The sequence below is a fragment of the Streptomyces mirabilis genome, assembly GCF_039503195.1.
Taxonomy (GTDB): Bacteria; Actinomycetota; Actinomycetes; order Streptomycetales; family Streptomycetaceae; genus Streptomyces; species Streptomyces mirabilis_D.
Genome location: NZ_JBCJKP010000001.1, coordinates 5,069,765 through 5,083,482 on the forward strand (window position 1 = coordinate 5,069,765; position 13,718 = coordinate 5,083,482).

12 protein-coding genes and 3 pseudogenes are annotated in these 13,718 nt (G+C 71.7%); 6 read left to right on the top strand and 9 right to left on the bottom strand.

What is annotated here, in order from left to right; all coding sequences use genetic code 11:
• Positions 1-87: 87 nt before the first annotated feature.
• Positions 88-246 (top strand): annotated as a pseudogene (locus AAFF41_RS23425) (response regulator); the annotation flags it as partial.
• A 234-nt stretch (positions 247-480) separates the two neighbouring features.
• Here AAFF41_RS23425 and AAFF41_RS23430 read toward each other — a convergent pair.
• From AAFF41_RS23430 to AAFF41_RS23440, 3 genes are all read right to left on the bottom strand, one after another.
• A complete protein-coding gene (locus AAFF41_RS23430; RefSeq protein WP_343324590.1) occupies positions 481-2,235 on the bottom strand; it encodes an ABC transporter ATP-binding protein in 1,755 nt (584 codons plus the stop codon).
• 92 nt (positions 2,236-2,327) lie between these two features.
• Complete coding sequence (locus AAFF41_RS23435; RefSeq protein ID WP_343324591.1) at positions 2,328-2,468, bottom strand: hypothetical protein; 141 nt, start codon at positions 2,466-2,468, stop codon at positions 2,328-2,330.
• Positions 2,469-2,695: 227 nt separating this feature from the next.
• Positions 2,696-4,495 carry a bifunctional metallophosphatase/5'-nucleotidase gene (locus AAFF41_RS23440; protein WP_319753623.1) on the bottom strand — a complete coding sequence of 600 codons (1,800 nt, stop codon included), beginning with the start codon at positions 4,493-4,495 and terminating at the stop codon, positions 2,696-2,698.
• A gap of 200 nt (positions 4,496-4,695) precedes the next feature.
• On the opposite strand from AAFF41_RS23440, the gene mshD reads away from it, so the two are divergent.
• Positions 4,696-5,622 carry a mycothiol synthase gene (mshD, locus tag AAFF41_RS23445; protein ID WP_319753622.1) on the top strand — a complete coding sequence of 309 codons (927 nt, stop codon included), beginning with the start codon at positions 4,696-4,698 and terminating at the stop codon, positions 5,620-5,622.
• Between the two features lie 158 nt (positions 5,623-5,780).
• Here the strand turns inward: mshD and AAFF41_RS23450 are convergent, their stop codons facing one another.
• The 5 genes from AAFF41_RS23450 to AAFF41_RS23470 form a co-directional block, all read right to left on the bottom strand.
• Positions 5,781-6,482, bottom strand: coding sequence for an ABC transporter (locus AAFF41_RS23450; protein WP_343324592.1), 702 nt, complete (start codon positions 6,480-6,482; stop codon positions 5,781-5,783).
• A gap of 167 nt (positions 6,483-6,649) precedes the next feature.
• Complete coding sequence (locus AAFF41_RS23455; protein ID WP_343324593.1) at positions 6,650-8,224, bottom strand: ABC transporter permease; 1,575 nt, start codon at positions 8,222-8,224, stop codon at positions 6,650-6,652.
• On the bottom strand, positions 8,221-9,081 hold the full coding sequence (locus AAFF41_RS23460; RefSeq protein WP_319753619.1) for an ABC transporter ATP-binding protein: 861 nt from the start codon (positions 9,079-9,081) through the stop codon (positions 8,221-8,223). The genes AAFF41_RS23455 and AAFF41_RS23460 overlap by 4 nt, the downstream gene beginning before the upstream one ends.
• The gene (locus tag AAFF41_RS23465; protein ID WP_343324594.1) at positions 9,078-10,112 is read right to left on the bottom strand and encodes a zf-HC2 domain-containing protein; all 1,035 of its coding nucleotides are present in this window, start codon (positions 10,110-10,112) and stop codon (positions 9,078-9,080) included. The genes AAFF41_RS23460 and AAFF41_RS23465 overlap by 4 nt, the downstream gene beginning before the upstream one ends.
• Entirely contained in the window at positions 10,109-10,651 is a 543-nt protein-coding gene (locus AAFF41_RS23470) for an RNA polymerase sigma factor (protein WP_319753617.1), read from the bottom strand. The genes AAFF41_RS23465 and AAFF41_RS23470 overlap by 4 nt, the downstream gene beginning before the upstream one ends.
• A 147-nt stretch (positions 10,652-10,798) precedes the next feature.
• Between AAFF41_RS23470 and AAFF41_RS23475 the strand changes: the two genes are divergently transcribed.
• Both AAFF41_RS23475 and AAFF41_RS23480 read left to right on the top strand, forming a co-directional pair.
• Positions 10,799-11,185 carry a GntR family transcriptional regulator gene (locus AAFF41_RS23475; RefSeq protein ID WP_099921882.1) on the top strand — a complete coding sequence of 129 codons (387 nt, stop codon included), beginning with the start codon at positions 10,799-10,801 and terminating at the stop codon, positions 11,183-11,185.
• Positions 11,182-11,334, top strand: a pseudogene (locus AAFF41_RS23480) (ATP-binding cassette domain-containing protein); the annotation flags it as partial. The gene AAFF41_RS23475 and the pseudogene AAFF41_RS23480, both read left to right, overlap by 4 nt.
• 335 nt (positions 11,335-11,669) lie before the next feature.
• On the opposite strand, the pseudogene AAFF41_RS23485 reads toward AAFF41_RS23480, so the two are convergent.
• Positions 11,670-12,113 (bottom strand): annotated as a pseudogene (locus AAFF41_RS23485) (ABC transporter ATP-binding protein); the annotation flags it as partial.
• Between AAFF41_RS23485 and AAFF41_RS23490 the strand changes: the two are divergent.
• Both AAFF41_RS23490 and AAFF41_RS23495 read left to right on the top strand, forming a co-directional pair.
• Positions 12,006-12,740, top strand: a complete 735-nt coding sequence (locus AAFF41_RS23490) for a hypothetical protein (protein ID WP_343324595.1) — start codon at positions 12,006-12,008, stop codon at positions 12,738-12,740. The pseudogene AAFF41_RS23485 and the gene AAFF41_RS23490 overlap by 108 nt on opposite strands.
• A complete protein-coding gene (locus AAFF41_RS23495; RefSeq protein ID WP_343324596.1) occupies positions 12,737-13,681 on the top strand; it encodes a hypothetical protein in 945 nt (314 codons plus the stop codon). Before AAFF41_RS23490 ends, AAFF41_RS23495 begins: the two co-directional genes overlap by 4 nt.
• The last annotated feature ends 37 nt before the right edge of the window (positions 13,682-13,718 follow it).

A 13,718-nucleotide genomic window follows, 5' to 3' on the forward strand; every position in this document is an offset into this window, starting at 1 on the left:
TCGCGTCCGCTACACGCTCGACAGTTCGAGGGCTACGAGACCGTCCTCACCGGGGACGGCCGCGAGGCCCTCGAACTGGTGTCCGGCGTGGACGAGCGGCCCGACCTGGTACTGATGGACGTCACCATGCCCGGCCTCGACGGGCTGGCCGCGACGCGCCGGATCAGAGCCTCCGGGTCCACCGTCCCCATTCTCATGATCACCGGCCGGGACGCGGTCGGCGACCGTATCGTCGCCCTCGACAACGGCGCCGACGACTACCTCATGAAGCCCTTCGCCGCCGAGGAACTCCTCGCCCGGGTCAGGGCCCTGCTGCGCCGCGGCCCGCAGCCGAAACAGTGCGCCCCCCGTCTCGACGACCGGCTCGCCTCGCGGACCTCGCCATGGACCGGCCCACCCGCACCGTCACCCGCCGCGACCGCCCCAAAACTGGATGAGCCGCGGCGAACCGCGGCTCATCCAGACCGTGCGGGGGCTCGGCTACACGCTCCGCGCCGTCAAGTAGTCGAGTTCCGGTGCCGCGAGCCGGGCGTACGCCCCGCCCCACGCCAGCAGCTCGTCGTGCGTGCCCGCCTCCACCAGCCGGCCGCCGTCCACCACCAGGATCCGGTCGGCGTCGGGGGCCAGGCTCAGATCGTGCGTGATCATGATGGTGGTACGGCCCGCCATCAGCCGCCGCAGCGGCTGCACCACGCGGCGCGCGGCGATCGAGTCGAGCCCGGCGGTGGGCTCGTCGAGTACCAGGACGGGCGCGGAGCGCAGCATCGCGCGGGCGATCGCGATCCGCTGGAGCTGGCCGCCGGACAGGGTGGCCGTGCCGGGCGCGATCTCGGTGTCGTACCCGTCGGGCAGCACACTGATGAAGTCGTGCGCGACCGCGTCCGTCGCCGCCCGCTCGATGTCCGCCTGGGACGCGCCCGGCCTGCCGCACTCGATGTTCTCGCGGATCGTCCCGTGCAGGATCAGTGTCTCCTGGGGCAGCAGCGCCACGTTCTCGCGCAGGAACTCCAGGGACACGTCGGGCAGCGGGACGCCGTCCAGGCAGACCACGCCGGCCGTGGGGTCGTAGAAGCGGGTGAGGAGTTTGGAGAGCGTCGACTTTCCGGCGCCGCTCGGGCCGGTGACGATGACGAGTTCGCCGGGTCCCGCGGTGAAGGTCACGTCGTGCAGGGACTCGCGGTCGGCGCCGGGGTAGCGGAACGACGCGCCGTGGAAGCCGACCCAGCCGTGCACGGGCCAGTCCCGGACGGGCTCGGCGGGTTCGGTGACGGCGGGTTCGGTGTCCAGGATCTCCTGGATGCGTTCCGCGCCCGCGGTGGCGGCGGTGAGGGTGAGACCGAGCTGCCCCAGATTGCGGATCGGCGGGTACAGGTATCCGAGGAACGCGGCGAAGGCGAGCAACTGGCCCAGCGACATGCGCCCCTTCGAGATCTCCCAGGCGCCGAGGCCGATCACCGCGAGCACGCACAGCGTCTCGACGACCTCGACGAACTGCTCGTACATCTCGCTCGCCCGCGCCCCGCGCACCGACGCCCGCATCCAGGCCCGCGCCTCGCGGTCGAGCCGCTTCTCCTCGGCGCGGCGGCGGTTGTAGGCCTGAGTGAGGACCACGTTGCCGAGGGACTCCTCGACGACCGAGGTGATCGCGCCGTCGGCGGCCCGCTCCTCCTGGGAGGCGGTCCTGATGCGGCCGGCGAACCGGCGGGCGGCGACGAGGAAGAGGGGGGCGAGGAGGAAGGTGACGAGGGCGAGGTCCCAGCGCAGCCAGAGCGCGGCGGTGGCGTAGAAGACGGCGGAGAAGGCGGCGGAGACCGTCCCGACGACACCCGACACGACCATCTGCTCGATGGCCTCGACGTCACCGGTGAGCCGTTCGACCAGGTCGCCCTGGCGGTGCTTCTGGAAGAAGTCGGGCGGCAGGTCCTGGACGTGCCGGAAGACACTCGCGCGCAGGCGCAGGACGAATCTCTCCGCGGTCCACACGGCGAGCGAGTTGCCGAGGTAGCCGACGATCGCGCCGATCACGGCGACGCCCAGCCAGGCTCCGGCCGGCTCCCAGAACGCGGAGAGCGAACCGGCCTTCAGGGCGTGGTCCGTGAGTTGTGCGAAGAGCAGGATCGAGGCCGTCTCGGCGAGCGCGGCCACGACCACGCAGCCGATGATCAGCAGCAGCCATTTGCGGTCGCCGCGCGTCAGCGGCCAGAAGCGTGCGAATGCCTCCCGTACTTCCCGCATATCAAATCAACTTCCCTTTCCGATCCGGAACATGGCCGAGGCGGGGCCACCGGAAACCGATAATTCCCGGGGACCCCGCCTCGCGCGGGCTGCTACTGGCCCTGACGGCCGACCGGGCGCCTCTTCGGAGCGACGGCCTTCTTCGCCACCGGGGCCGGCTCGGCAGGCCGGCGCTTCGCGACCGGGGCGGCCTTGTGGTGCTTCTTGACGGGGGCGATCTTGTGGAAGCTCATGGGCGTCTCCTTGTTCCCTGCGGGTGAATTTCCTTTGTCGTTTGCGCGGAAAACACTACGGGACCTCGGACCCCGAAATCGCCAATTCGACTGAGACCTCAATGAATTAGAACTGAAACAAATTCTCAGATGGACCGTGGAACAATCCACTGCTCACACAGAATTTAGGTCGAAAAAAGCGGGGCCGGTACGCGTCCGCGTACCGGCCCCGCCCGTTCCGTAAGGGACTACCGCACGACCGTGATCCGGTCCGCCGTCGGCACCGGGTACGGCGCCGTGGCCGAGGAGTTGGCCGTCAGGTAGGACTCGAAGGCCGCCAGGTCGTCGCCGCCGACCCGGACGTCTCCGCCCTTGCCGAGCTCGGCGAAGCCGTCGCCGCCGCCCGCGAGGAAGGAGTTCATCGCGACGCGGTAGGTGGCGGCGGGGTCGATCGCCGCGCCGTTGAGCTTGACCGAGTCGGCGACCACCCGTGCCGCGCCGGTCTTCGTCAGGTCCAGCGTGTAGGTCAGGCCCTTGGAGATCTGCAGGATCTTCGGCGCGGCCTCGTTGGCCCCGCTGACCTGCTGCTGGAGTGCCGTGATCACCTGAGCGCCGGTGAGGTTCACCAGGTTGACGGTGTTGGCGAACGGCTGGACCGTGTACGCCTCCCCGTACGTCACCACCCCGTCGCCCTCACTGCCGCTCGCCGCATAGGTGAGCCCGGCGCGGATGCCGCCCGGGTTCATCACCGCGAGGTCGGCCTCGGGGTCGACGGACTTGGCGTACGCGAGCTGCGCGTCGGCGATCATGTCGCCGAGCGGGGACTCGTTACCGGTGTTGCCGATCTCGCCCGCGATGTAACCGATGGGACGCGAGGCGATCGGGGCGGAGAGCGTCTTCCACTTGCTGATCAGGGACGTCATGTCGGCGGCCTTCGCCACGTCACGGGTGACCACGTGGTTCGCCGACTTCACCGCCGTACGCGCGATGTCGCCGGTCCAGCGGTCGTACGTCAGCGTCGTGTCCGTGTAGAGGCGGCCGAAGGACGAGGCCGACGTCACCATGCGCGGGTTGCCCGCCGGGTCCGGGACGGTGCACGCGTACGCCTGGTGGGTGTGCCCGGTGACCAGGGCGTCCACGGCCGGCGTGACGTTCTTGGCGATGTCGACGATCGGCCCGGAGATGCCGTCACCGGCGCCGGGGCTGTCGCAGTCGTAGTTGTACGCCGTCGACGCGGGTGCACCGCCCTCGTGGATCAGCGCGACGATCGACTTCACGCCCTGGCGCTGGAGCACCTTGGCGTACTTGTTGATCGTCTCGACCTCGTCGCCGAACTTCAGTCCCTTGACGCCGTCGGCCGACACGATGTTCGGGGTGCCTTCCAGCGTCACGCCGATGAAGCCGACCTTGACGCCGTTCTTCTTCCACACCCAATAGGGCTTGAGAATCGGCTTGCCGGTCTTCTCGTCGGTGACGTTCGCCGCGAGGTACGGGAAGTCGGCGCCCCGGAACTTCGCCTTCTTGTCGTAGCAGCCGTCCGTGGGGTGGCAGCCGCCGTTCTGCAGGCGGCCCAGCTCCTTGGCACCCTCGTCGAACTCGTGGTTGCCGACGCTCGTCACATCCAGGTCGAGCTTGTTCAGCGCGTCGATCGTCGGCTCGTCGTGGAAAAGCCCGGAGATCAGCGGGGAGGCGCCGACCATGTCTCCGGCGGCGGCCGTGATGGAGTACTTGTTGCCCTTGCGGGCCTCGCGCAGATGCGTGGCGAGGTACTCGACACCGCCCGCGTCGATCGACTTCGTCGTGCCGTCCGCCTGGAGCTCCGTGACCCGGCCGGACGACCCGGCCGGCGGCTCCAGGTTGCCGTGCAGGTCGTTGAAGGACAGCAGCTGTACGTCCTGGTAGCGGCCGCTGCCGGGGTGGTGGTGCGGGGTCGACCTGTCCTGCCCTGCGCTCGCGGGCATCGCGGCGGCCAGGGCGCCGACGGTGGCCAGCCCAGCGGCGGCGGCGAGGATGCGTTGGGTGCGTCTGTGCCGGGGCGTCGGCAACATGGGTTCCCCCCTGTGGGACGGCTGTGGTTTTACGCGCACTTTAGAATCAACGCGCGTAGCGCAACAGGGGGTTCGGGGTTACGGACTGGTTGCCATCGCCTCACCACCACCTGACGGAAGCCCCTCCTCGCCCCGCCACGAGCCACATCGACTCCGCGCAACTCCTTGTCCGCAAAACACCGCGCCGTACCCTCGTATCCATGACCAGCGACGACACCGCGCCCCACGCCCTCACCCGCTCCATCGAGACCCACACCGCGCTCTCCCCGGCCCAGGTCGAGGACGTGCTCCGGCTGCTCGCGGAGGCCGCCCGGGCCGACGGGCAGCAGGCGGTCTCCGAGCAGGGCCGGCTCCAGCTGAAGGGCGGCGCCCGCGAGGGCGTGCGCCATCTGCTGCTGACCCTCGGCGACGAGCTGATCGGGTACGCGCAGTTGGAGGACACCGACCCGGTGGAGGCCCCGGCAGCCGAACTGGTCGTGCACCCGGCGCACCGCGGCCACGGCCACGGTCGGGCCCTGGGCTCGGCCCTGCTCGCCGAGTCCGGCAAGCGGCTGCGCGTGTGGGCGCACGGCGGGCACTCCGCCGCCCGGCATCTCGCCCAGGTCCTCGGCCTCACCCTCTTCCGCGAACTGCGCCAGCTGCGGCGGCCGTTGACCGACCTCGACCTGCCCGAACCGAAGCTCGCGGACGGCGTGAACGTCCGCACCTTCGTGCCCGGCCAGGACGACGCGGCCTGGCTCGCCCTGAACGCCGAGGCCTTCGCCCACCATCCCGAGCAGGGCTCCCTCACCCAGCGTGACCTGGACGACCGCAAGGCGGAGGTGTGGTTCGACCCGTCCGGGTTCTTCCTCGCCTTCCGCGGCGACGAACTCGTCGGCTTCCACTGGACGAAGGTCCACGCCGAGGAGGGCCTCGGTGAGGTGTACGTCCTCGGGGTCCACCCGGGTGCCCAGGGCGGCGGCCTCGGCAAGGCCCTCACCACGATCGGGCTCCGCCACCTCGCCCGGCAGGGCCTGCCGACCGCCATGCTCTACGTCGACGCCGACAACAAGGCGGCCCTGACCGTGTACGAGCGGCTCGGCTTCCGCACGCACGAGACGGACCTGATGTACCGCAGCGAGTCCTGACCGTCGGTCCGGTGTCCTCACCGGACCGGTGTCTGTCGGACCGGTGAGGACACCGGACCGGTGTCTGTCGGACCGGTGTCTGTCGGTCGGCGTGTCCTTGCCGATCCGGTGTTGCCGTCTGTCCGGTGTCCCTGCCCGTCCGTGCCCGCGTTTTCCTGTCACCGGTGAGCGAAGGCGGCGAGGCGCCACCTCCGTAGGGGTTCCGCGCAGGACCACGCCCCGGCCAGCGTCGCCGCGACCAGGACCACCGCCCACGTCTGATGGGCGCCGTCCCAGCGCGGCGCGGACGGAGCGGGGAAGAGCGTCCACCGCTCGGGGAGCAGCAGGGATGCCAGCACCGCCATGGCCAGGAGTCCGACGCACACCGCGCCTCCCGGCTCGGCCCGGTTCGTGAACCGCACCATGACCGCCGCGGCCGCCAGCGCGAGCAACGCCATGGCGGCGGCCTCCAAGGTCACGGCGCCCACCGGCGGCCGGGCCTGCTCCGGTATGAGGAACAGCGCCGCCGTCCACCAGAGCACGGCCGACGGGGCGACGAGCGCCACCCGCAGGCCGACCCGCACCGGACGCCGGGTCGGCACCGCCGCGGTGATGTGCCGGGCCGGATCGTCCAGCAGGAAGGCCAGGCCCAGGGCGAAGGTGAGCGCGGCGGCCCGCAGGAGGTTGAGGCCGGTCCCCGTGTCGAGCCGGAGGGAGAACAGCCGCGGGATCCCGGCGAACAGCAGCCCCAGGACGGCACCGGTCACCAGCGCCCGCCGGGGAAGGGTGCGCCAGAGGGGACGCAGGAGGGCGCGGGCCACGATGTACGGGCGCCCCTGGGACGGGATACCGCCCGCGGCCACCCCACTTTCCGCGGTCACCTCACGTCCCATTCCGCCGGTCACACCACTTCCCACCGTTCCCACCCTTCCGCCGTTTCCCGTCCTTCCAGCACTCTCCGCGCCCCCGGCGCTTCCAGTGCTCTCCGTACCCCCGGTGTCCCCGGCACTCTCCGCACCCCCGGCCGTACCTGCGTCGTCGAGCACCGTCACTCCCCGCATGTCTTGACGCTCAGCGCGCCCGGGTCGGTCGGCGCCGGCACTCCCAGGAGCTGGGCCACCTGGGCCGTCGTCGTCTTGGGGGACGTGAGCTCCGACCAGTGGGCCTTCACCTTGGGGATGACGCTGTACCGGGGCTTCTGCAGCAGCTCCTTGATCACTTCTGTCTGCGCGGCGTTCATGGAGATCGGGTTCGTGGGCGCGAGGGCGAGCCCTCCGCCGGTGATGGAGTCGTCGATGCGGACATGGCGCAGCATGGTCAGCGGGTGGGACTCCGAGCCCAGTGCCAGCCACATGATGATCACCGCGCGGGCGTCGCACACGTCGACGCTGGACGCCTCGTCCCCTGTCACCAGAACCGAGGCCACCCCCACGGCGAACTCCGGGATCCGGTTGCCGCCCCAGCGCGTGCCGACGGTCACGACCCCCGGCGTTTTGGCCGGTTCCAGCGCGGCGTCGCTCTCCAGGCCGGAGCGGGCGTCGACCCGCTGGCGCACCGTCAGCCGCTCGGCCGAGGCCGGGCCGCCCGCGAGGGACTGGACACGCTGGACCACCTCGGCCCAGTCGGCGGTCCGGCCGGTCCACTCGGGGTAGGCGCAGTACGTCGACCTTTCGTGCGTGACGCAGTTCTGCACCTTGTCCGGGGTGGCGGACGCCTTCGCGCGGGCCGCGAGCAGCGCGGCCGAGTCACCCGGGGCCTGCCCCGCGATGCCCTGGGCCATGGCGGCGAGGGCGAGGACCGTGATCGCCTTGATCCTGGGTGAACAACCGCCGTTGATCAGCAGCGCGAGGCACAACAGCAGCACGATGAGCCCCACCAGATACAACACGTGCCAGGCGGCCGGGCGGCCCAGCAGGTCGGCGGGGAACGGGTGGGCGCCTTCCTCGGTGACCACCGGTGCCAGCCATCGCACCCAGTGCGTGCCCTGTGTGCTCGCGGCCACGAGGGTCGTGAGGACATACATGCCGATGACGAAGGGCGGGACGGCGAACGTGAAGGGGACCGACCGCGCGACCAGGACGCCGAGGGTTCCGGCGAGGAGTACCGACAGGGGGCCCACGAGCAGTTCGGCGAGCGAGCCGTGGCCGACCGCGCCGGGTTTCAGGGCCGCCCAGGTGAACTCGAATCCCACGACCAGCGCGGTGAACACCGCGAACGGCACGGCCGACAGGGCGTGGGCCAGCGAGCGCCGCCACGGCTCCATGACCAGCACGTCGAAGTGCCGGTCGGTGCCGTGCCTGCGGGAGCGGAGCACGGCGCGGTTGATGCTGACGAACAGCACGAGGGCGAGGAGGAGGGGGGCGGTCTGGGTGGACCGGTCGACATCCTGGAGGACCGGATAGTCGTCCATGCCCTCCCGGCCGTTGAACATCCCCCAGCCGGTGTAGGCGACGTACAGGAGGAGGAAGACGAGCATCGGGATCTGCATCAGCAGTTCGCGGGCCTCGAAGCGGGCGAGGGCGATGACGGCCCGCGTCCTGTTCGGGTGCAGGTCCTGGGCGGGCGGCTCCACCCCCGTGGGGGCCGCCTCCTCCACGACCGTGCGGGTCACCAGCTCGCTCATGCCGCCACCTCCGCCGGCTCGCCGTCGAGAGTGAGCAAGTAGCCGTCCTCCAGGGTCGGTTCGAGAAGCTCGGCACCCTTGGGCGGGTCACCGACATTGCGGAAGGAACCCGTGCCCGTACGCCAGCCGGCTCTCGCGCCGGGGTCGCGGGCCGTACTGCTCCACACCCGCCCCGCCGCCCGCGCGGTCAGCTCGGCCGGGGTGCCCTCGAAGCGGACACTGCCGCGGACCATGACGATCACGCGGTGGCAGAGCATCGCGACGTCCTCGGTCTGGTGGGTGGAGAGCAGGACCGTGCGTCTCATGCCCGCCTCGGCGATCATTTCCCTGAACCGCATGCGCTGTTCGGGGTCCAGGCCGACGGTCGGCTCGTCCAGGACGAGGAAGCCGGGTTCGCCGACCAGCGCGGCGGCCAGCCCGACCCGCTGGCGCATACCACCCGAAAGCCTCTTGATGCGCTTGCCCCGTACGTCGGACAGGTCGACGGCCTCCAGCACGCGCCGCACCTCCCGGTGCCGGGCGGAGCGGTCCGTCAGCTCCTTCAGGATCGCCACGTAGTCGACGAACTCGAAGGCCGAGAAGTCCGGGTGGAACGCCGGGGTCTGCGGCAGATAGCCGAGCGCGCGCCGCACGTCCAGGCGGCCGGAGGGTGTGCCGGGGTCGTGCCCGAGCACCGTGAAGGCTCCCCGGTCGGCGGGCACGGCGGTGGCGAGCACCCGCAACAGAGTGGTCTTCCCGGCGCCGTTGGGCCCGAGCAGCCCGGTCACGCCCTCGCTCAGGCGCAGGGAGACGTCGTCGAGGGCGACGGTCCCGCCGTACCGGAGAGTGAGCCCGGAGGCGGAGACGGTGGGGGTCATGCGGCGCTCCTGTCGGAGAAATCGGCGGGGCCGGCGAAGAAGGCGTGCGAGGGGGAGAAGTCGAACCGGTCCCGTACGAGATAGAGCAGCCCGGCGGCCAGTACCGCGACCGCGCCGGCGACGCCCTGGCCGAGTGCCGTGAACGGCGCGAGGGTGCCGCCGTCGGCCTTCGCATGGGCCACCATCAGCAGCGCGACCCACGCTCCGCCGACCAGGCAGGGCGGCAGGACCGGCCCCCAGCGGGCGGTCAGTGCGAGCCCCGTCCCGGTGAGGGCGAGGGCGGGCAGCAGCCAGGCCAGCGCGCGCAGCCCGTACACGGGGAGTGCGAGGGTCGCGAGGCCGTTCAGAACGAGGCCGGTGGTGAGCACGGCCACCGTGCGGATCATCAGCAGCCGGAATCCGTGGAGGGGTGACACCACGGCCATCTCGTACGTCGGGTCGAGCACCGGTCCGTAGGACAGCGCGACGCCGGCGAGCGGGAGCAGGGGGGCCAGGGCGAGGAACAGCGTGGGCGAGGCCGCCCGTCCGGCGTCGGTCGCCACCACGGCCATGAGGAGCACGAGGGCGACCGCGGCCAGCCAGGAGCGGCGCAGCACGGGCGTGGCCGCCAGCAGCCGTGCCGTGTGGTCGGCGACGCCGATCCGCACCAGCAGCGACTCGAGCAGCCGTGGTCGTGGCGCGTCCAGCTCGGCGTCGAGCCGCTCCCATCCGGCGTCCAGGACGACCGGATCGCTCACGGTGGCGAGCGCCTCCCGGCAGGGCGCGCACGCCACGAGGTGGGTGTCGACGGACCAGAGCCGGGGCGGCGCCAACTCGCCCCGCGCGTAGGCCCGGAGGTCCTCGGCGTCCGCGTGCCACCGCCCGTCCGGGGAACCGTCGGCGCCGGACGCGGTCCGATCGGCGTCACCCGCGCCCGCACCGGACGTGCCTCGACCGGCGGCCGCGTCCTCGTCCCACCCGCTCATGTTCTCTCCACCCCCACCCATGTCCCGGCGGTCTCCGCCGATGGCCTCGTCATCTCCGCCGCTCATGCCAGCTCCTCCCGCAGCTGCTTGCGCGCCCGCAGGGCCCGCGTCTTGACCGTGCCGGGTGGAATGCCGAGCAGGACGGCCGCTTCCCGGGTCGTGAGTCCGTCGATCACCGTGGCCTGGAGGACCGCGCGCAGCTCGGGCGAGAGCCGTATCAACGCGCCGGCGAGGTCGCCGTGTTCGACCCCGGCCAGGACGCGCTCCTCGGCGGAGGACTCGTGCCGGTGGCGGAAGCGGGCCAGTGTCTGGCGCAACCGGCCGCGCGCGCCGTCACCGCGCAGCGTGTCGATCAGCCGCCGCGAGCCGATGCGCCACAGCCAGCCCGCCGCGTCGCCCTCCTCCCGGTAACGCGCGGTGCCGCGCCAGATGGCGAGGAAGGTCTCCTGCACGACGTCGTCGACGACCCCGGCATCGGCGCACCGGCCGCGCAGCCGCGCGGTCAGCCACGGCGCATACCGCCGGTACAGCTCCTCGAAGGCGCGACGGTCCGTGTCCACCGCGATGGCCCGCAGCAGCTCCCCGTCGCTTCTCGTTTCCCTCACATCCCCTCATCGGACGAGCCCCGCCGAACGGTTCACGCATCCGGCATCGAATTTTCCGGGCTCGCCTCCGCGATGTTCCGACTTGACTCCGGACACCCGTATCCACCACCCTTTCACTACTCAATTAGTGAAAGGGTGGTTGTCCGAGTGGTCGAGTACCGCATCGACCGGCGCAGCGGTGTCGCCACCTACGTCCAGATCGTCCAGCAGACCAAACAGGCCCTGCGCCTGGGCCTGCTGGAACCGGGCGACAAGCTCCCCACGGCCCGCGAGGTCGTGGAGGCCACGGCGATCAATCCGAACACCGTCCTGAAGGCCTACCGCGAGCTGGAGCGCGAGGGTCTGGTCGAGGCCAGACGCGGCCTCGGCACCTTCGTGAAGCGCTCGCTGGGCGCCGCCCCCGCCGACTCGCCGCTGCGCGCCGAGCTCGACGACTGGGCGGCCAGGGCCCGCGAGGCCGGGCTCGATCACGACGACGTGGCGGCGCTCTTCACCGCCGTACTGGAAAAGTTCAGCAAGGGAGACAAGGAATGAGCGACACCGCCATGGAGGCGGCCGGACTCGGCAAGCGGTTCGGGCGGCGCGGGGGCTGGGCACTGCACGAGTGCTCCTTCCGGCTCCCCACGGGACGCGTCTGCGCCGTCGTCGGACCCAACGGCGCGGGCAAGTCGACCCTGCTCGCGGCCGATCAGCGAGGCGCCCGCCCAGGCCGCGACGAGGAACGGCAGGAAGGTCAGCGCGAGGGAGGCGTACAGGGAGTACGACTTGTACCTGAGGATCGCGTCCTGGTCGTAAGGGCAGGTGGCCTTCGTGCAGCGGTCGTACTCCCGCCATGCCGCGGCGGCCGCGTCCGTCCCCGGACCGTACAGCCACAGCAACAGGGCCGCGAGCGCGACGAACAGACCGGCCCAGAGGTAGAGCGCCGGGCGGTGCAGCAGCAGGACCGTGCGCACCAGGCCGCGCGTGGTGGACGGGCGACGCGTGGGCGTCGCCGTGGTGCCGGGGGCGGTCAGCGTGGTCATGCGGCGGACTCCTGGGCGGCGGTGCGGGCGGAGGCGAGGATCAGCGCGGGGGCCTCGGGGTTGCGCAGGTGCGCGAGGACCAGCTCCTCCAGGGAGGGCGTGGTGGCGCGGGAGTCGAGTCCGCCGGAGAACGGCCCCTGAGGGCGGATCAGGGCGGTCAACTGGCGCCCCGTGGTGCGGGATTCGACCACGGTGTGCGGAGCGAGGTCACGGACCGGCCCGGTGGTCAGGGTGTGCGCGGCCAGCAGGTCGTCCAGGTCGCCGGCCAGTCGCACCCGGCCGCCGCCTATCAGCAGCAGGTAGTCGCAGGAGCCCTCCAGCTCGGCGACGACGTGCGAGGACATCACGACCGTCGTGCCGTACTGGGCGGCCTCGGCCAGATGGAGACCGGCACCGCGCAGCTCGCGTGGACCCAGTCGGTCTCCCCGGCCCGCTGGCTCGCGGTGAAACTGGCCGTGCCCGCCGCGCTCGTCACCGTCGGCACCGGCGTGCTGGTGGTGCTGCACCGGCTGATGTGGGTACGGAGCCAGGACCGGATCGACACCGCCAAGGAATGGACCGACTCCTTCGTCTTCCACGCCAACGGCCCGACCACCGTCGCCCTCGCCCTGTCCGGCCTTGCCGTCGGCGCGCTCGCCGGCATCAGACTGCGCGGTTCCCTGAGCGCGCTCGTCATGTCGGTGGTGTGGACGGTCGGCGTCCGGGCCGCCCTCGCCCTCGCCCTGCCGTACCTGTGGCCGACCGTGCGGACGGTCACGAGCCTGACCCACGACCGCCCCACCAGCCTCGGGATCACCGTCCACACCGGTCTCCTCACCTCGACCGGGGCTCGGCTGCCCGACCCGCAGTGCGGCAGCAGCCACAGCACCGAGTGCAGCGCGCTGTACCACCGGCTCGACGCCGTCAGCTTCTACACCGACTCCCACCCCCAGTCCCACTACTGGCCCCTCCAACTGGTGGCGACCGGCCTGGTGCTCCTCCTCACCGCGCTCGTTCTCCTCGTCGCCTTCCGCCTGCTGAAGCGCGACACCGGCAGCGCCCCGCTCACGAAGGGAGCCGCCCTGTGAGCACCGCGGGTGCCGTCGGCGGCCTGCCGTGGACCGTCGCACGCGTGCACCGCACCGCGCTGATCGTCTGGGGCTCGTTCGTCGTCACCGTCGTCGCGTTCCTGGTGTGGGCGATGGGGGTCACGGCCGGCCCGGCCCGGGCGGAGGCCTTCCACTGTCTCCACTCCGACAGCTGCGACGTCACGGCCACGCTCGAGTACAGCGCGATCCTCCGATACACCGCCACCGTTCTCAGCCACTGCTTCTACGCCGTCGCCGCCTGGGCGGGCGCGGCACTGATCGCCCGTGAACTGGAGTCCGGCACCGCGTGGCTCGCCTGGACCCAGTCCGTGTCCCCCGTGCGCTGGCTGGCCGCCAAACTCTCCGTGCCCGCACTGCTGATCACGCTCAGCGGCACGGTGCTCGTGGCGGCGTACCGCTGGAGCTGGTCGAACAGACCGGCCCGGGTCATCGGCGACTGGCCCGTCAGCGCCGTCTTCGTCGCCCGCGGCCCGGCGATGGTGGCGTACGCCCTGTGTGCCCTGGCCATGGGCGCGGTCGCCGGTCTGGCGCTACGGCGCTCGCTGCCCGCTCTGAGCGTCTCGTTCGCCGTGATGCTGCTCCTCAGCCAGTGCCTGGACCGGTACCGCGCGGACCTGTGGCCCACGATCACCCGTACCGGCGCCGCAGCCTACGACCAGTCCGGTCCCGTCTGGCAGCTGGAATCCGGGGTGCTCGTTCAGGGGAACCGCATCCCGGACCCCGGGTACGGGAACTGCGAGGGCACGGCTGCGGAAGCCAAGCGGTGCCTGACCGAGCACGGTGTCACGGGCCGGTACTCCGTCTACCACCCCGACTCCCACTTCTGGCCCCTCCAGCTGGTGGAAACCGGCATCGTCCTCGCCGTGACCGCCGCGGCCACCGCCGCCGCCTTCCGGCTGCTGCGCCGCCGCACCGCATAGCTCCCCCATGCCGGGGCCGCGTACGCCCCTCGCGGGG